The sequence below is a fragment of the Streptomyces sp. NPDC104202 genome (assembly GCF_055584185.1).
This window is the reverse complement of sequence record NZ_JBVJMN010000051.1, coordinates 16927-33908: the sequence shown is the minus strand read 5'-3', so window position 1 is coordinate 33908 and position 16982 is coordinate 16927. Positions and strand designations below refer to the sequence as shown.

The 16982-nt window shown below is 70.3% G+C and carries 14 protein-coding genes and 2 tRNA genes; 13 read left to right on the top strand and 3 right to left on the bottom strand.

The window, feature by feature from the left end:
- Positions 1 to 22: 22 nt before the first annotated feature.
- Complete coding sequence (locus ACZ60W_RS27655) at positions 23 to 1252, bottom strand: GNAT family N-acetyltransferase (protein WP_469758084.1); 1230 nt, start codon at positions 1250 to 1252, stop codon at positions 23 to 25.
- 106 nt (positions 1253 to 1358) lie between these two features.
- Between ACZ60W_RS27655 and ACZ60W_RS27650 the strand changes: the two genes are divergently transcribed.
- Together ACZ60W_RS27650 and ACZ60W_RS27645 are read left to right on the top strand one after the other, a co-directional pair.
- Positions 1359 to 2504, top strand: a complete 1146-nt coding sequence (locus ACZ60W_RS27650; RefSeq protein WP_469758083.1) for a PP2C family protein-serine/threonine phosphatase — start codon at positions 1359 to 1361, stop codon at positions 2502 to 2504.
- A 251-nt stretch (positions 2505 to 2755) separates the two neighbouring features.
- Complete coding sequence (locus ACZ60W_RS27645) at positions 2756 to 2950, top strand: hypothetical protein (protein WP_056558898.1); 195 nt, start codon at positions 2756 to 2758, stop codon at positions 2948 to 2950.
- Positions 2951 to 3075: 125 nt separating this feature from the next.
- Here the strand turns inward: ACZ60W_RS27645 and ACZ60W_RS27640 are convergent.
- Positions 3076 to 3146, bottom strand: a tRNA-Gly gene (locus ACZ60W_RS27640).
- 131 nt (positions 3147 to 3277) lie between these two features.
- On the opposite strand from ACZ60W_RS27640, the gene ACZ60W_RS27635 reads away from it, so the two are divergent.
- From ACZ60W_RS27635 to clpX, 5 genes are all read left to right on the top strand, one after another.
- Positions 3278 to 3354 (top strand) — tRNA-Pro (locus tag ACZ60W_RS27635).
- Between the two features lie 171 nt (positions 3355 to 3525).
- Positions 3526 to 4911: a trigger factor gene (gene tig, locus ACZ60W_RS27630; RefSeq protein ID WP_469758082.1), complete on the top strand. Its 1386-nt coding sequence runs from the start codon at positions 3526 to 3528 to the stop codon at positions 4909 to 4911.
- Between the two features lie 238 nt (positions 4912 to 5149).
- Entirely contained in the window at positions 5150 to 5767 is a 618-nt protein-coding gene (locus ACZ60W_RS27625; RefSeq protein WP_352017586.1) for an ATP-dependent Clp protease proteolytic subunit, read from the top strand.
- 65 nt (positions 5768 to 5832) lie between these two features.
- Complete coding sequence (locus ACZ60W_RS27620) at positions 5833 to 6495, top strand: ATP-dependent Clp protease proteolytic subunit (protein WP_362572546.1); 663 nt, start codon at positions 5833 to 5835, stop codon at positions 6493 to 6495.
- A 156-nt stretch (positions 6496 to 6651) separates the two neighbouring features.
- Positions 6652 to 7935 carry an ATP-dependent Clp protease ATP-binding subunit ClpX gene (gene clpX / locus ACZ60W_RS27615; protein ID WP_030210686.1) on the top strand — a complete coding sequence of 428 codons (1284 nt, stop codon included), beginning with the start codon at positions 6652 to 6654 and terminating at the stop codon, positions 7933 to 7935.
- 69 nt (positions 7936 to 8004) lie between these two features.
- Here clpX and ACZ60W_RS27610 read toward each other — a convergent pair whose 3' ends face one another.
- On the bottom strand, positions 8005 to 8958 hold the full coding sequence (locus ACZ60W_RS27610) for a hypothetical protein (protein ID WP_469758081.1): 954 nt from the start codon (positions 8956 to 8958) through the stop codon (positions 8005 to 8007).
- Positions 8959 to 9096: 138 nt separating this feature from the next.
- On the opposite strand from ACZ60W_RS27610, the gene ACZ60W_RS27605 reads away from it, so the two are divergent.
- The 6 genes from ACZ60W_RS27605 (at position 9097) to ACZ60W_RS27580 (ending at position 16900) form a co-directional block, all read left to right on the top strand.
- Entirely contained in the window at positions 9097 to 11718 is a 2622-nt protein-coding gene (locus ACZ60W_RS27605) for a valine--tRNA ligase (protein ID WP_469758080.1), read from the top strand.
- A gap of 155 nt (positions 11719 to 11873) precedes the next feature.
- Positions 11874 to 13013, top strand: coding sequence for a sensor histidine kinase (locus ACZ60W_RS27600; RefSeq protein WP_469758079.1), 1140 nt, complete (start codon positions 11874 to 11876; stop codon positions 13011 to 13013).
- A 285-nt stretch (positions 13014 to 13298) separates the two neighbouring features.
- Entirely contained in the window at positions 13299 to 14798 is a 1500-nt protein-coding gene (gene folC / locus ACZ60W_RS27595) for a bifunctional tetrahydrofolate synthase/dihydrofolate synthase (RefSeq protein WP_469758078.1), read from the top strand.
- Between the two features lie 5 nt (positions 14799 to 14803).
- Complete coding sequence (locus ACZ60W_RS27590; RefSeq protein ID WP_469758077.1) at positions 14804 to 15169, top strand: DUF4233 domain-containing protein; 366 nt, start codon at positions 14804 to 14806, stop codon at positions 15167 to 15169.
- Positions 15170 to 15235: 66 nt separating this feature from the next.
- Positions 15236 to 15649 (top strand): nucleoside-diphosphate kinase, encoded by a 414-nt coding sequence (ndk, locus tag ACZ60W_RS27585; RefSeq protein WP_015033594.1) that lies wholly within the window; start codon positions 15236 to 15238, stop codon positions 15647 to 15649.
- 231 nt (positions 15650 to 15880) lie between these two features.
- Positions 15881 to 16900 carry a rod shape-determining protein gene (locus ACZ60W_RS27580; RefSeq protein ID WP_017239313.1) on the top strand — a complete coding sequence of 340 codons (1020 nt, stop codon included), beginning with the start codon at positions 15881 to 15883 and terminating at the stop codon, positions 16898 to 16900.
- Positions 16901 to 16982: the final 82 nt, after the last annotated feature.

Below are 16982 nucleotides of genomic sequence, written 5' to 3'. Positions count from 1 at the left end.
CACCCGGCGAGAACCCGCGCGGCTAGAACCCGTGCGGCAGCCACGGGGCCACCGGCGACCCGAAGGCCACCGACGCCTCCACCAGCGCACCCTCGCGCAGCTCCCGCACCCGGCCGGCCGAGGCCAGCGACGCCAGGGACGTGCCGCCCAGATAGGCCGCGCCCAACTCGCGCACCGTCAGGGCGAGATCCGCCGGATCGGAGGTGCGGACGCACACGGCGCCCTTGGCGTCCCCGGTCAGCCGCCAGCGCCCCTCGTTCCACGGACAGAACGCGTCCTCCACCGCGAACACCAGGTCCACCGGCGCCTGGTAGGTCCGCCCCTCCAGCGCCGCGCCCACCTCGACGAGCCGCACGTGCAGCGCGTCCCGCAGCGTCGGCTGACAGCGCCGGAGGTCGCTCACCAGGTGCTGCCAGCCGTCGTCCACCGGCCGGCCGTGGACCCGCACCCGCGCCGTGAGGTCCACCGAGCACAGGTACCGCCACAGCGCGCCCTCGGCGGCCGGGTCGAGCGCCATCAGCCGGTGCACGATCACCGTGCCGTCGGCCCCCGCGAACGACCAGTCCGGCTTGATCGCGTACTGGGCGAACCCCACGACCTCCCCGTCCCGCTCCGCCAGCACGCAGAGCTTCGGCGAGGCGCCCTCCCGGTCCCCGGGCGGATCGAGCAGCGGCTCCCGCTCCCAGTGCGGCAGCCGCGCGATCATCCCCGGCCGCGACGGCACGAGACGCGCGTACACCTCCTCGCACGCCGGCGAGGAGTCCTCCAGACCCGCCAGTCGCAGCGTGACCCCGTCCGCGCCCTCCGGAACCGAGAGCCGCACCCGGGTCGTCTCGATCGACGCCCGCAGCGCGTAGGCGCCGACGCCGTAGCCGAACCGCCCGTAGATCTCCGGCTCCGAGGCCGTCAGCACCGCGAGCGGCTCGCCCGCCGCCCGCAGGTCGTCCAGCTGCCGCCGCATCATCGAGGTCAGGATCCCGCGCCGCCGGTGCGTCCCCGCCACGCTCACCATCGTCACCCCGCCGGCCCGCACCGACGCCCCGCCCGGCACCGTGACCCGGAACGAGAAGGCGCCCGCGGTCCCCACGCACCGGTCGCCGTCCCAGACCCCGAGGAACCGGTCGAACTCGGTCAGGTCGCGCCACAGCCGCCGCTGCTCCGGCGCCTCGGGTACCCCCCCGAACGCCAGCTCCAGGACCTCCCACCAGCGGTCCCACTCGTCCGGCTCCAGCACCCGCAGTTCAGTCGTCATATGCCATCGATACCAGCGGCGTCCGCCCGGGGCGACCCGATTTCACGCACCTTGTCACCGGGGTACCCCTGCGCGATGTCGGACCGTGTGGATAGGGTCCAGGCCAATGGGACACCGCGCGGGAGTGAACACGTACGCGGCCCGGATGCGCAGGCGCGCCCGCCGGGCCCGCGTCGCGCTGCGCAGAACGGGTGTCGACTACTTCCGCGGGGACGGTTCCGACCGGCTGGCCCTCGCCGGGCTCCTCCTGACGATCCCGGTCATCGCCTACTGCACGACCCTCGACCCCATCTGGTGCGCGCCGGCCGCGCTCGTCCTGCCGATCGTGGCCGGCGGGCTGCTGCTCCGCCCCGCCAGCCTCCTCGGTCTGTACGCCACCGCCGCCGGCGCCCTGATCGTCGAGTCCGTCGTCCTCGGCCCGTACACCCAGGGCCCCGCCCGGGTCACCCCGGGCACCGTCCTGGTCGTCGCCGCCTGCGGTCTCTTCGGCCTGCTCATCGCCCAGTTCAGGGCCCGCGTCGGGGTGCCCTGGCGGCGCGGCGGCACCATGCTCTTCGACCTGCGCGAGCGCATCCGCGTCCAGAGCGCACTGCCGCGCCTGCCGCAGGGCTGGCACCGCGAGATGGCGCTCCGCCCGGCCGGCGGCCAGTCCTTCTCCGGCGACTTCGTCGTCGCCGCCCGCACCCACGGCGGCCGGACCCTGGAGGTCGTCCTCACCGACGTCTCCGGCAAGGGCATGGACGCCGCCTCCCGCTCCCTGCTGCTCTCCGGCGCCTTCGGCGGCCTCCTCGGCTCCCTCCCGCCGCACGGCTTCCTCCCCGCCGCCAACGGCTACCTGCTCCGCCAGAACTGGGACGAGGGCTTCGCCACCTCCATCCACCTCGTCCTGGACCTGGAGTCCGGCGACTACGAGCTCTTCTCCGCCGGCCACCTCCCCGCCCTCCAGCTGCACGCGGGCAGCGGCCGCTGGGAGGAGAAGGCCGCCGACGGGCCGCTCCTCGGCGTCTACGACGGCGCCGAGTTCCACCCCGTCAAGGGCTCCCTGCGCCCCGGCGACGTCCTCATGCTCTTCACCGACGGCCTCGTCGAGGCCGCCGACCGGGACATCGCCGAGGGCATCGACCGCCTCACCGGCGAGGCCGACCGCTGCGTCGCCGAGGGCTTCGAGGGCGTCGCCTGGCACCTCATCGAAGCCGTCGCCAAGGACGTCAACGACGACCGGGCCCTCCTCCTGCTCTCCCGGCCGGCCTGAACGCCCACTCGTCCGCGGACCACCGTCAACAGGGCGTCGACATAGGGGACATAGGCCCCCGGAGTGACGCAACCGACCCTCGGCCGTACCAGTGTGGCAATCCTCGCGCTTCGCGATGACCGTCCCCGCGACGATTGGTCACCCGGCAGCGAGGGCAAGGGGGTTGGTGGCACGATGGAGACAGCGGGGGGTGTTCCGGGACACGGGCTCCCTGGTGGGCAACGTGGGACCGACCGAGGGTGTGATCAGTTGTGGCCATTTCACTGTCTGTGGTGTTGCTGTTGGCAATCATCCTGGTGGTGCTGATCCGCGGGGGGAACCTCAAGGCCGGTCCGGCGGTCGTCGCCGTCCTCTTCGGCTTCTTCCTCGCCTCCACCGGCATGGCCGACGACATCCAGCGCTTCCTGGACTCGATAACGCAGACGGTCGCGTCCATCAAGTTCTGAGGGCTTCCGAGACCACGACGGGCCCCCGCCGGCACCGGCGGGGGCCCGTCGTGCGCCCGCCCGGCCGGACGCGGAGGCCCGTAAACGAAGAAAACCCCAGGTGACCTGGGGTTTTCCTCTCGAAGAGCGGGTGACGGGAATCGAACCCGCGTAGCTAGTTTGGAAGACTAGTGCTCTACCATTGAGCTACACCCGCACAGCGTCGCGCCGCAGGTCACGGGACCGCGGCACGAGGAGCATGGTAGCCGGTCCGAGGCGTTCTCCGCACACCCCGAAAAGTGGGGGCGCCGCACAGTCTCCGTCCATGTACCCTACGTGTCGCACCGACGGGGTGTGGCGCAGCTTGGTAGCGCGTCCGCTTTGGGAGCGGAAGGCCGTGGGTTCAAATCCCGCCACCCCGACCATGACGATCACGCGCCCACCTCGCACGTTCTTGATCACGTTGTGGGCGTCATCCCGCTTGCGGTTACTATGCAAGCTGCGTGCCCGTGTGTCTTTCTGACCGGGCCGAGCCGCCGGAGCCGCCACACGCGGACCCGGCGGAATCCAGGAATCAGCCACAAGGAGACCGAACCGTGAAGAGCGCCGTGGAGACCCTGAACCCGACCCGGGTTCGGCTCACTGTCGAGGTGCCCTTCGAGGAGCTCAAGGACAGCCTCGACGCGGCGTACAAGAAGATCAACCAGCAGGTCACGGTCAAGGGCTTCCGCAAGGGCAAGATCCCGGCTCGCGTGATCGACCAGCGGTTCGGCCGCGGCGCCGTGCTGGAGGAGGCCGTCAACGACGCGCTCCCGAAGTTCTACACCGAGGCCGTCAACGAGGCCGAGGTCAACCCGCTGGGCCAGCCCGAGGTCGACATCACCGAGCTGAAGGACGGCGAGCTGCTGGCCTTCACCGCCGAGGTCGACATCCGCCCGGCGATCGAGATCCCGGACTACTCCGGCATCGAGGTCACCGTCGACGCGGTCGAGGTCACCGACGAGGACGTCGAGAAGTCCGTGGAGCAGCTCCGCGAGCGCTTCGCGTCGACCTCCCCGGTCGAGCGCGCCGCCCAGGACGGCGACGTCGTCACCATCGACCTGCAGGCCAAGGTCGACGGCGAGGTCCTGCCCGACGGTGTCGCCGACGGTGTCTCGTACACCATCGGTTCCGGCGAGCTGCTCGACGGCATCGACGAGGCCGTCAAGGGCCTGGAGGCCGGTGGCGAGGCCACCTTCACCTCGCAGCTGAAGGGCGGCTCCGCCGAGGGCAAGGACGCGGAGGTCACCGTCAAGGTCACCACCGTCGCCGCCCGCGAGCTCCCCGAGCTGGACGACGAGTTCGCCCAGCTGGCGTCGGAGTTCGACACCCTCGACGAGCTCAAGGCCGACAGCCGCAAGCGCCTCGAGAACATGAAGCAGTTCGACCAGGCCACCCAGGCCCAGGAGCGCGTCCTCGACGAGCTCCTCAAGCTGGTCGAGGTCCCGATGCCCGAGAAGCTTCTCGAGGACGAGATCAACACCCGCAAGCACAACCTGGAGCACCACCAGCTCGGCCAGATGGGCCTCGACCTCGCGAAGTACCTGGAGATCCAGGGCAAGACCGAGGAGGAGTTCCTGGCCGAGACCCAGGAGCAGGCCGAGAAGGGCATCAAGACCCAGTTCATCCTGGACGAGCTCGTCAACAAGGAGAAGCTCGACGTCTCCCGCGAGGAGCTCACCGAGCACCTGTTCCGCCGTGCCGCCTCCTCCGGCATGAGCCCCGACCAGTTCGCCCAGGCCGTGGCCGAGGGCGGCCAGGTGCCGATGCTCGTCGGCGAGGTCGCCCGCGGCAAGGCCCTCGCGGTCGTCGTCGAGGCCGCCAAGGTCGTCGACACCAACGGCGAGGTCGTCGACCTCTCCGACGACGAGGACGAGGTCGAGACCGCCGCCGAGGCCGTCGAGGCCGTCACCGGCGAGGCCGAGGTCTCCGAGGACAAGTAAGGGCCCCCGCCTCACGCGGACCCCGTTCCACGGGCCCGTACGCACCTCTGTGCGTACGGGCCCGTGGACGTACGCGGCGCCGTTACACGTCCCCAACTACCTTGCGCTCCCAGCGAACAGTTCGGGAACCGGGATGGCGTTGTCCTACCTGCGCGTTAGGGTCCATGAATACGAGGGCAGTGCCCTCTGAACGAGACGCTGAGACGGCCCGGGCCGTCGGAGACGAGCAGGTGGATACGTGACGAATCTGAAGCCTTACGCCGCGGGTGAGCCGTCCATCGGTGGCGGCCTCGGCGACCATGTCTACAACCGGCTCCTCGGTGAGCGCATCGTCTTCCTCGGCCAGCAGGTCGACGACGAGATCGCCAACAAGATCACCGCCCAGATGCTCCTCCTGGCCGCCGAGCCGGAGAAGGACATCTTCCTCTACATCAACAGCCCCGGCGGCTCGGTGACGGCCGGCATGGCCGTCTACGACACCATGCAGTTCATCCCGAACGACGTCGTCACCATCGGTATGGGCATGGCGGCCTCGATGGGCCAGTTCCTGCTCACCGCCGGCACCCCCGGCAAGCGCTTCGCGCTGCCGAACACCGACATCCTGATGCACCAGGGCTCCGCCGGCATCGGCGGCACGGCCTCCGACATCAAGATCCAGGCCGAGTACCTGCTCCGCACGAAGAAGCGCATGGCCGAGATCACCGCGCACCACTCCGGCCAGACCGTCGAGGCGATCATCCGCGACGGCGACCGCGACCGCTGGTTCACCGCGGAGGAGGCCAAGGAGTACGGCCTCATCGACGACATCATCACGCACGCCGCGGGTGTTCCGGGCGGCGGCGGCACGGGCGCCTGAGCGCCGGCAGCCCGCCCACGAGCCCCAGCCCCCCGCCGAACGCCACCAGGACGGTGAACACCCCGATGCTTAACAACCTCTCCGCGAGCGGCCTCTACACCGGCGCGCCCATGGACAACCGCTACGTCGTGCCGCGCTTCGTCGAGCGCACCTCGCAGGGCATCCGCGAGTACGACCCGTACGCGAAGCTCTTCGAGGAGCGCGTGATCTTCCTCGGCGTGCAGATCGACGACGCCTCGGCCAACGACGTCATGGCGCAGCTGCTGTGCCTGGAGTCCATGGACCCGGACCGCGACATCTCGATCTACATCAACAGCCCCGGCGGCTCCTTCACGGCGCTGACGGCGATCTACGACACGATGCAGTTCGTGAAGCCCGACATCCAGACGGTCTGCATGGGCCAGGCGGCCTCCGCCGCGGCCGTGCTGCTCGCCGCCGGCACCCCCGGCAAGCGGATGGCCCTGCCGAACGCCCGTGTGCTGATCCACCAGCCCTCCGGCGGCACCGGCCGTGAGCAGCTCTCCGACCTGGAGATCGCGGCCAACGAGATCCTGCGCATGCGCAGCCAGCTGGAGGAGATGCTGGCCAAGCACTCCTCGACGCCGATCGAGAAGATCCGCGACGACATCGAGCGTGACAAGATCCTGACCGCCGAGGACGCCCTCGCGTACGGCCTGGTGGACCAGATCGTCTCGACCCGCAAGAGCACCGCCTCCGCGGCACACTGACGCCCGACCTTCCCCTGGCACGGTGCACGTGGCCGAATCGCGACCATGTGAACCGTGCCAAGGGGGGCCCGAACGAGGGGCCCGGCAAGGTACCGTCGAATATGAGGCACCAGGAGTCGCTGAACCAAGCACTCCCAGGCGAAGGGGAAGCACCTCGTGGCACGCATCGGTGATGGCGGCGATCTGCTCAAGTGCTCGTTCTGCGGAAAGAGCCAGAAGCAGGTGAAGAAGCTCATCGCGGGACCCGGTGTGTACATCTGCGACGAGTGCATCGACCTCTGCAACGAGATCATCGAGGAAGAACTCGCGGAGACGAGCGAGGTGCGGTGGGAGGAACTCCCCAAGCCCCGCGAGATCTACGAGTTCCTCGAGGGGTACGTCGTCGGGCAGGAGCCCGCGAAGAAGGCCCTCTCGGTCGCGGTGTACAACCACTACAAGCGCGTCCAGGCCGGCGAGAACGGCGGCGCGCAGGGCCGGGACGACGCCATCGAGCTGGCGAAGTCCAACATTCTGCTGCTCGGCCCCACGGGCTCCGGGAAGACGCTGCTGGCGCAGACCCTGGCCCGGATGCTCAACGTCCCGTTCGCCATCGCCGACGCGACGGCGCTGACGGAGGCCGGCTACGTCGGCGAGGACGTCGAGAACATCCTGCTCAAGCTGATCCAGGCGGCCGACTACGACGTCAAGAAGGCCGAGACCGGGATCATCTACATCGACGAGATCGACAAGGTCGCCCGTAAGAGCGAAAACCCGTCGATCACGCGTGACGTCTCCGGCGAGGGCGTGCAGCAGGCCCTGCTGAAGATCCTGGAGGGCACCACCGCCTCCGTCCCGCCGCAGGGCGGCCGGAAGCACCCGCACCAGGAGTTCATCCAGATCGACACGACGAACGTGCTCTTCATCGTGGGCGGCGCCTTCGCCGGCCTGGAGAAGATCATCGAGTCGCGGGCGGGTGCCAAGGGCATCGGCTTCGGGGCGACCATCCGCTCCAAGCGCGAGATCGAGGCGAGTGACCAGTTCCAGGAGGTCATGCCGGAGGACCTGGTGAAGTTCGGGATGATCCCGGAGTTCATCGGCCGTCTCCCCGTCCTCACCTCGGTCCACAACCTGGACCGCGAGGCGCTCCTGCAGATCCTCGTCGAGCCGCGCAACGCGCTCGTCAAGCAGTACCAGCGCCTCTTCGAACTCGACGGCGTGGAGCTGGACTTCGACCGCCCGGCCCTGGAGGCCATCGCCGACCAGGCGATCCTCCGCGGCACCGGCGCGCGCGGTCTGCGCGCCATCATGGAGGAGGTCCTCCAGTCGGTGATGTACGAGGTCCCGTCCCGCAAGGACGTGGCCCGCGTCGTCATCACGGCCGACGTCGTCCGCGACAACGTCAACCCGACGCTGGTCCCGCGGATCGTCAAGAACGACGGCAGGCACGAGAAGTCCGCCTGACCCGTACGGACACGACGAAGGGGCGCCCCACCAGCCGGCGGGGCGCCCCTTCCGCGTGCGGGCCCGAGATCAGGCCTTGACGCGGACCTCCTTGCGGAGCTTGGCCGTCAGCGCGGCGGCCTCCTCGGCCGAACCGGCCTTGCCCGTCATCAGGGCGGCCATGTCGGCCGGGACGACCAAGCCGACGGTGCTGTGGTCGGCCCACACGCACATGTTGATGGTGAACGAGGGCGCGCCGTTGGACGGGTCGGCCTTCGTCTTGGCCTGCTGGCACTTCAGCACGGCGCCGTCGAGGTCGGCCGGCTCGTACGCCTGCGGGCTGCCGACGAGCTGCGGCTCGTCGCCGGAGCCGGAGTCCTTCTCGGCCTCCGTCTTGGCGTTGGCGAAGATGAGGTCGACGACCTTCTCCGGGTCGTCGATCTCACCGTAGAGGCCGTTGAACGAGATCATCTTGCTGGCGAGCGGGTTGGCCTTGTTCTCCACCTGGTAATTGGCCTTGACCTCCTTGGCGTTCTTGACGCCCTTCTCCTCGGCCTCCTTCAGGGAGTTCTTGCCGGAGGAGCCGCCCTTGTCCGGGGCCTTCTTGTACTCGGTCAGCACCGTCTCGGGAGTGATGAGCTTGTGCGGGCCGTCGTCGGCGACCGACGCGCCGCCGCCCCCGCCGATCACGAAGTACGCGCCGACGCCGATGGCCGCGACGACCGCGACCGCGCCGATGATCCAGCCGGCCTTGGACTTCTTGGGGGCCGGGGGGTGGGGCACGTAGCCGCCGGGGCCCTGGGGGGCGCCGTAGGGCGGCTGCTGGCCGTACGGGCCAGGCTGCTGCGGGTAGCCGTACGGCGGCTGCTGTGGCGGGACGCCCTGCGGAGCCTGCTGGGGGTACCCGTAACCCGGCTGGGGAGCCTGCGGCTGGCCGTACGGGCCGGGCTGCTGCGGCTGCTGGCCGTAGGGGCCCGGCTGGCCGTAGGGACCGGGCTGCTGGGGCGGCTGGCCGCCGTACGGGCCCGGCTGGTTGTAGCTCATCGACAGGTTCCCCTCACAGGATGTTTATGCCTACCGAACATCCTGGCGGAACCGGCGAGGGGGAAGTGCGGCGGGGGCCACACCGTTACCGAACCAAAGCGTTTCAGGACAAGGCGAAGACACCCCTAAACTGGGCCCGTGACCGAGAAAACTCAGCAGCAGACAGCGCCCACGACCGAACTGCCGACCCAGTACGCGCCGGCCGAGGTAGAGGGGCCGCTGTACCAGCGCTGGGTAGAGCGTGGGTACTTCGAGGCGGACGAGAACAGCGAGAAGCCGCCGTACACGATCGTCATCCCGCCGCCGAACGTCACCGGCTCGCTCCACCTGGGCCACGCCTTCGAGCACACGCTGATCGACGCCCTCACCCGCCGCAAGCGCATGCAGGGCTTCGAGACGCTGTGGCAGCCCGGCATGGACCACGCCGGCATCGCCACCCAGAACGTCGTCGAGCGCGAGCTCGCCAAGGAGGGCAAGTCCCGCCACGACCTGGGCCGTGAGGCGTTCGTCGAGCGCGTCTGGCAGTGGAAGGCCGAGTCGGGCGGCCAGATCTCGGGCCAGATGAAGCGCCTGGGCGACGGCGTCGCCTGGTCCCGCGAGCGCTTCACCATGGACGAGGGCCTGTCCCAGGCCGTCCAGACCATCTTCAAGAAGCTCTACGACGACGAGCTGATCTACCGTGCCGAGCGCATCATCAACTGGTGCCCGCGCTGTCTGACCGCGATCTCCGACATCGAGGTCGAGTACCAGGACGACGAGGGCGAGCTCGTCTCCATCCGGTACGGCGAGGGCGACGACTCGCTGGTCGTCGCCACCACCCGCGCCGAGACGATGCTCGGCGACACGGCCGTCGCCGTCCACCCCGACGACGAGCGGTACAAGCACCTCGTCGGCACGCAGATCAAGCTGCCGCTGACCGACCGCACCATCCCGGTCGTCGCCGACACCCACGTCGACCCCGAGTTCGGCACCGGCGCCGTCAAGGTGACCCCGGCGCACGACCCCAACGACTTCGAGATCGGCCAGCGCCACGGCCTGCCGAACCTCGCCGTCATGGACGAGCGCGCGGTCATCACCGTCCACGGCCCCTTCCAGGGCCTGGACCGCCTGGAGGCGCGCTCCGCCATCGTCGCCGCGCTGCGCGCCGAGGGCCGGATCGTCGCCGAGAAGCGTCCGTACGTCCACTCCGTCGGCCACTGCTCGCGCTGCAAGACCACCATCGAGCCGCGCCTGTCGATGCAGTGGTGGGTCAAGGTCGGCCCGCTCGCGCAGGCCGCCGGCGACGCGGTCCGCGACGGCAAGGTCGCGATCCACCCGCAGGAGATGGAGAAGCGGTACTTCGACTGGGTCGACAACCTCCACGACTGGTGCATCTCGCGCCAGCTGTGGTGGGGCCACCGCATCCCCGTCTGGTACGGCCCCGACGGCGAGGTCGTCTGCGTCGGACCGGACGAGCAGCCGCCGACGGGCGAGGGCTGGCACCAGGACACGGACGTCCTGGACACCTGGTTCTCCTCCGGCCTGTGGCCGTTCTCCACGCTCGGCTGGCCCGAACGGACCGACAGCCTCGCGAAGTTCTACCCGAACTCCGTCCTGGTCACCGGCTACGACATCCTCTTCTTCTGGGTCGCCCGGATGATGATGTTCGGTCTGTACGCGATGGACGGCACCCCGCCGTTCCACACCATCGCCCTGCACGGCATGGTCCGTGACCAGAACGGCAAGAAGATGTCGAAGTCCTTCGGCAACGTGGTCAACCCGCTGGACTGGATGGACACCTACGGTTCCGACGCGGTCCGGTTCACCCTGGCCCGCGGCGCGAACCCGGGCGTCGACGTCCCGATCGGCGAGGACTGGGTCCAGGCGTCCAGCAAGTTCGCCAACAAGATCTGGAACGCCACCCGCTTCGCGCTGATGAACGGCGCGACGGTCGAGGGCCCGCTGCCGGACGCCTCGGAGATGTCGGCGACCGACCGCTGGATCCTGTCCCGGCTCAACAAGACGGTCGCCGACGTCGACGCCTTCTACGACGACTACCAGTTCTCGAAGCTGTCGGACTCCCTCTACCACTTCGCGTGGGACGAGGTCTTCGACTGGTACGTCGAGCTGTCGAAGACGACGTTCTTCGCCGGCGGCGAGGGCGCCCGGGTCTCGGGCCGCGTCCTCGGCGAGGTCCTCGACGTCATGCTGCGCCTGCTGCACCCGGTGGTCCCGTTCGTCACCGAGACGCTCTGGACCACGCTGACCGGCGGCGAGTCCGTCGTGATCGCCGACTGGCCGAAGGACAGCGGCTTCCGCGACGAGGCCGCCGAGCAGCAGATCGCGCTGGTCCAGCGGGCCATCACCGAGGTCCGCCGCTTCCGCAAGGAGCAGGGCCTGCAGGACGCCCAGAAGGTGCCCGCCCGCCTCTCCCTCGACGGCACCCCGCTCGTCGCGCATGAGGCCGCCATCCGCCAGATCCTGCGCCTCCAGCCGGAGGGCGAGGGCTTCTCCGCCACCGCCTCCCTGCCGATCGGCGGCGCGACGGTCGCGCTCGACCTGTCGGGCACGATCGACGTCGCCGCGGAGCGCAAGCGCCTCGCGAAGGACCTCGCCGCCGCCGAGAAGGAGAAGGCCCAGGCGAACGGCAAGCTCGGCAACGAGGCGTTCCTCGCGAAGGCCCCGGACAACGTGGTCGACAAGATCCGCACCCGCCTCGCCAAGGCGGACGAGGACATCGCCCGGATCCAGAACCAGCTGGCGAGCCTGCCGCAGGCCTGATCCGCACGGCGTGAGGGGCCCGGGACCGTTCCACGGTCCCGGGCCCCTCTGCCGTATGCCCGGACTGCCCCGAAAGGGGTGAAGTGCCCGACCTCACACCGGACGGGACTTCAGGTCCACGGCGCCGGGCCGAAAGACCCTGGATGATGGAGGGCATGCTCCGCCTCCCCACCGTCCCCGCGCTCCGCCGCTGCGTGGACCGGTGGGCCGTATCGCCCCGCGCCCTCGACGTCGTGGCCGCCCTCAGCGCCTTCGGCCTGATGGTCCTGGACGTCCCCGGGCTGGCCCGCGAGGACAACTCCCTCACCGGCGTCACCGCCACCCTGGTCCTCGCGGCCGGCGCGGCCACGCTCGTGCTCCGCCGCCGGCTGCCCTGGGTGCCGTACGCCGTGGCACTCGCCCTCATGGGATGGCTGCACGAACTGACCATGATCCAGTTCGCGCTCTACTCGATCGGCCGGTTCCGCGGCCGCCGCGCCGCCACCGCCGCGACCCTGCTCTACGCCGGCGTGGCGTACGCCCTCTTCCTCACGCCCGGCTGGCCCGCCCGGCACGGAGACACCCTCAGCGACTTCCTCAGCCTGGTCGTCCCCATCGGCGTCCTCGCGGCCGGCGTCGGCATCGCCGCCTACCGGCAGGACCTCGTCCGCGCCCTGGAGGTCCAGCGGCGCGACGCCGCCGCCCGGCAGGCAGTCCAGGAGGAGCGGATCTCCGTCGGCCGGGACGTCCACGACCTCGTCGGCCGCGAACTCACCGTCCTCGCCGTCCGGGCCGAGGTGCTCTCCGTGCGCTCCCGCGGCGAGACGTACCAGAAGGACTTCGAGGAACTCGCGGACACCGCCCGGCGCGCCCACCTCATGCTCAACGAGACCCTCGTGCGCCGCGCCGACCGGGACGCCGCCACCCCCGGCCTCGAAGGGCTCACCGCCCTCGCCGCGGAGAGCGGGCGGATGGGCGGCGCCGTCACCCTCACCGTCGCCGAGGAGGCCAAGGCGCTGTCACCGCTCCGCCAGGCCGCCGTCCACCGCGTCGTGCGGGAGTGCCTGACCAACGCGGCCAAGCACGCGCCCGGCCTGCCCGTCACCGTCGCCATCACGGTCGAGGGCCGCGACCTGCGCGTCGAGGTGCGCAACGCGCTGCCCGCGACCCCGCCCGACCCCGCCCCCGTCTCGACCGGCACCGGACTGCTCTCCATGGAGGAGCGCGTCACCAGCATGGGCGGCACGCTCACCGCCCGCCGCGAGCGCGGCGCCTACGCCGTGACGGCCCTGCTCCCGACCGGCCTGGACCGCTAGGTCGTCTCTTTCGGATCTTGCCGGTCAGGCCGGCACGGGTCAGGCAAGATCCGGAAGAGAAGGCCCAGGGGGCGTCCCGCCGGTCATGCCGGGCTCGCGGCGTCCGACTCCCTCCTCCGCCCCGTGATCCGGACGGGTGCGTCCAGGAGCGTGTGGGCCGTACCCGGGCCGATCCGATGTCCATGATCGCCGAGTTTGCCCCGCGGCTCCGGCGGACGGCGGGGCGAACGTCCCGAAAGGGGTGGGTCCACGGTCCTGTCGGCACCGCTCCGTAGACTGGGGTCCGTGAGTGAGCCGAGGGACCCGAATGACCGGTTCGACGACATCGTCGACAACGAGACAGACCGCGACCCCGACCTGGCGGTGATCGAGGCCGGCAGCCGCACGCTGCGGACGCAGGGCGGCCCGCCCCAGGGCGACCCCGTGCCCGCCCGTCCCGAGGACCCCGAGCTCGACAAGGCGCTCCGCGAGGTCGAGACGGAGCTGTCCACCCGCTGGGGCGAGACGAAGCTGGAGCCCTCGGTCAAGCGGATCGCGGCCCTGATGGACGTCCTCGGCGAGCCGCAGCGCGCGTACCCCTCGATCCACATCACCGGCACCAACGGCAAGACGTCGACGGCCCGCATGATCGAGGCCCTGCTCGGCGCCTTCGAGCTGCGCACCGGGCGGTACACCTCGCCGCACGTGCAGACCATCACCGAGCGGATCAGCCTGGACGGCGCCCCGATCTCCGCCGAGCGGTTCATCGAGACGTACCAGGACATCAAGCCGTACGTGGAGCTGGTCGACGCCCGCGAGGAGTACCGCCTCTCCTTCTTCGAGGTCCTCACCGGCATGGCGTACGCGGCCTTCGCGGACGCCCCGGTCGACGTGGCCGTCGTCGAGGTCGGCATGGGCGGCACCTGGGACGCGACGAACGTCCTGGACGGCTCCGTCGCCGTCGTCACCCCCATCGACCTGGACCACACCGACCGGCTCGGCGGGACCACCGGCGAGATCGCCGGCGAGAAGTCCGGCATCATCAAGCAGGACGCCACCGTGATCCTGGCCCAGCAGCCGGTCGACGCGGCCCAGGTCCTCCTGAAGAAGGCCGTCGAGGCCGACGCGACCGTGGCCCGCGAGGGCATGGAGTTCGGCATCGTCTCCCGCGAGGTCGCGGTCGGCGGCCAGCTCCTCACCCTGCGCGGCCTGGGCGGCGAGTACGACAACCTCTTCCTGCCCCTGCACGGCGCCTACCAGGCGCACAACGCCGCCGTGGCGCTCGCCGCGGTCGAGGCGTTCTTCGGGATCGGCGCCGAGCACGCCCGGACGCTGGACGTGGACACGGTCCGCCGGGCCTTCGCCCAGGTGTCCTCGCCCGGCCGCCTGGAGATCGTCCGCTCCTCCCCGACGGTGATCCTGGACGCCGCGCACAACCCGCACGGCGCCCGCGCCACCGCGGAGGGCATCAGCGAGGCGTTCGGCTTCTCGCGGCTCATCGGCGTGGTCTCCACGAGCGGCGACAAGGACGCCCGGGGCCTTCTCGAAGCCTTCGAGCCGATCTTCGCCGAGGTCGTGATCACGGCCAACTCCACCCCGAGGGCCACCGACGTGGACGCGCTCGCCGCGGTCGCCGTCGAGGTCTTCGGCGAGGACCGGGTGGTCGTCGAACCGCGGCTGGACGACGCCATCGAGGCCGCCATCACCCTGGCGGAGGAAGAGGCCGAGTACGGCGGCGCGGGCGTCCTCGTCACCGGTTCGATCTTCACGGTCGGCGACGCCCGCCTGCTGCTCCGGAGGGGCTGAGTCCGATGCGCACGCTCTGTTCCTCGACGCTCATCGGCGAGTTCTTCGTCATCGGCTTCGCCGGTCTCGTCGCGATGAAGGACGACAGCCTCGCCCTGTCCACCGTGTGGTGGGTCTGCGGCCTCGCGATGCTCTTCTCCGTGCTGCTGTGCGGCATGGTCACCCGGCCCGGCGGCATCCAGCTGGGCTGGGCCCTGCAGATCGGCCTGGTCCTCAGCGGCTTCGTCGTCCCGACCATGTTCTTCCTCGGCGCGGTCTTCGCCGGCCTGTGGTGGGCCTCGGTGCACTACGGACGGCGGATCGACGAAGTGAAGGCCCGCTGGGCCGCCGCCGAGGCCGCCCAGGGCTCGGCAGGGCCTGACGCTGCGTAATCGGGGCACGTGCGGGACCTGTAGCCTCGGAGGTCCCGCACACCGCTTTTCCGAAGGAGTTCCCCCGTGAGCCAGCGCACGCTCGTCCTGCTCAAGCCCGACGCCGTCCGCCGTGGCCTGATCGGCGAGATCATCGGCCGTATCGAGCGCAAGGCCGGCTGGACCCTGGCGGCCCTGGAACTGCGCGAGCTGGACCAGGAGACGCTGGAGCAGCACTACGGCGAGCACAAGGGCAAGCCCTTCTACGAGCCGCTGATGGGCTTCATGTCCTCCGGCCCCGTCGTCGCGCTCGTCGTCGAGGGCGAGCGGGTCATCGAGGGCGTCCGGCAGCTCGCCGGCCCGACCGACCCGATCGCCGCCGCGCCCGGCTCCATCCGGGGCGACTTCGGCACGATCGTCCGTGAGAACCTGATCCACGCCTCCGACTCGGAGGAGTCGGCGCTCCGCGAGCTGAAGATCTTCTTCCCGGGCCTCGTCTGATCCGACGCGCCGAGGCTGACCCCTTGTCAGCCGATCGGCACAACTCTGTGGGGCGACCGAAGGAATTCGGCCGCCCCCAGGCATATGAACACCAATCCCGGGAACGGATCGCCGCGTCCTGCCGTCACCTGTACAGAGGTGGACCACCGCGCGCTCTTCACGCGGGCGGCACTACGATGGAAAACTCCATCGCCGCACCACTCTCAGCCATGGGAAATCAAGGGGAACTCAATGTCGTTCATCGGCCGTGACATGGCTGTCGACCTCGGGACCGCCAACACGCTGGTGTACGTCAGGGGTCGAGGCATCGTTCTGAACGAGCCGTCCGTCGTCGCGATCAACACCAACACCGGCGGCATCCTCGCGGTCGGCGCCGAGGCGAAGAAGATGATCGGGCGGACGCCCGGCAACATCGTCGCGGTCCGCCCGCTCAAGGACGGCGTGATCGCCGACTTCGAGATCACCGAGCGGATGCTCCGCTACTTCATCCTCAAGATCCACAAGCGCCGCTACCTGGCCCGTCCCCGCGTCGTCGTCTGCGTGCCCTCCGGCATCACCGGAGTGGAGCGCCGCGCCGTCATCGAGGCGTCGACCCAGGCCGGCGCCCGCCAGGTGCACATCATCGAGGAGCCCATGGCGGCCGCCATCGGCTCCGGCCTCCCCGTCCACGAGGCCACCGGCAACATGGTCGTCGACATCGGCGGCGGCACCACCGAGGTGGCCGTCATCTCCCTCGGCGGAATCGTCACGGCACAGTCGATCCGGGTCGCCGGCGACGAGCTGGACAACGCGATCATCCAGCACATCAAGAAGGAGTACTCGCTCCTCCTCGGTGAGCGGACCGCCGAGCAGATCAAGATCACCATCGGTTCGGCCTACGACCTCGACAAGGACGAGCACACCGAGATCCGCGGCCGCGACCTCGTCTCCGGCCTCCCCAAGACCGTGGTCATCTCCGCCGCCGAGGTCCGCAAGGCCATCGAGGAGCCGGTCAACGCCATCGTCGACGCGGTGAAGACCACCCTCGACAAGTGCCCGCCCGAGCTCTCCGGTGACGTCATGGACCGCGGCATCGTTCTCACCGGTGGAGGCGCCCTGCTGCGCGGCCTCGACGAGCGGCTCCGCCGCGAGACGGGCATGCCGATCCACATCGCCGAGGACCCGCTGGACTCGGTGGCCCTCGGCTCCGGCAAGTGCGTGGAGGAGTTCGAGGCCCTCCAGCAGGTCCTGGACGCCCAGCCGCGCCGCTAGGCGCGGCACCGCCCCGGCACGCGTACCGCCCCACCAGAGAACGACCGCACAGCCGAACAACCGAACCACGAGGAAAGGCACG

Excerpts from the sequence above, each read along its gene's own strand:
- ACZ60W_RS27655 (WP_469758084.1), bottom strand. The coding sequence starts at position 1,252 with ATGACGACTGAACTGCGGGTGCTGGAGCCGGACGAGTGGGACCGCTGG.
- ACZ60W_RS27610 (WP_469758081.1), bottom strand. The coding sequence starts at position 8,958 with ATGAGCTACAACCAGCCGGGCCCGTACGGCGGCCAGCCGCCCCAGCAG.
- ACZ60W_RS27650 (WP_469758083.1), top strand. The coding sequence starts at position 1,359 with ATGGGACACCGCGCGGGAGTGAACACGTACGCGGCCCGGATGCGCAGG.
- ACZ60W_RS27590 (WP_469758077.1), top strand. The coding sequence starts at position 14,804 with ATGCGCACGCTCTGTTCCTCGACGCTCATCGGCGAGTTCTTCGTCATC.
- ACZ60W_RS27580 (WP_017239313.1), top strand. The coding sequence starts at position 15,881 with ATGTCGTTCATCGGCCGTGACATGGCTGTCGACCTCGGGACCGCCAAC.
- ACZ60W_RS27620 (WP_362572546.1), top strand. The coding sequence starts at position 5,833 with ATGCTTAACAACCTCTCCGCGAGCGGCCTCTACACCGGCGCGCCCATG.
- ACZ60W_RS27600 (WP_469758079.1), top strand. The coding sequence starts at position 11,874 with ATGCTCCGCCTCCCCACCGTCCCCGCGCTCCGCCGCTGCGTGGACCGG.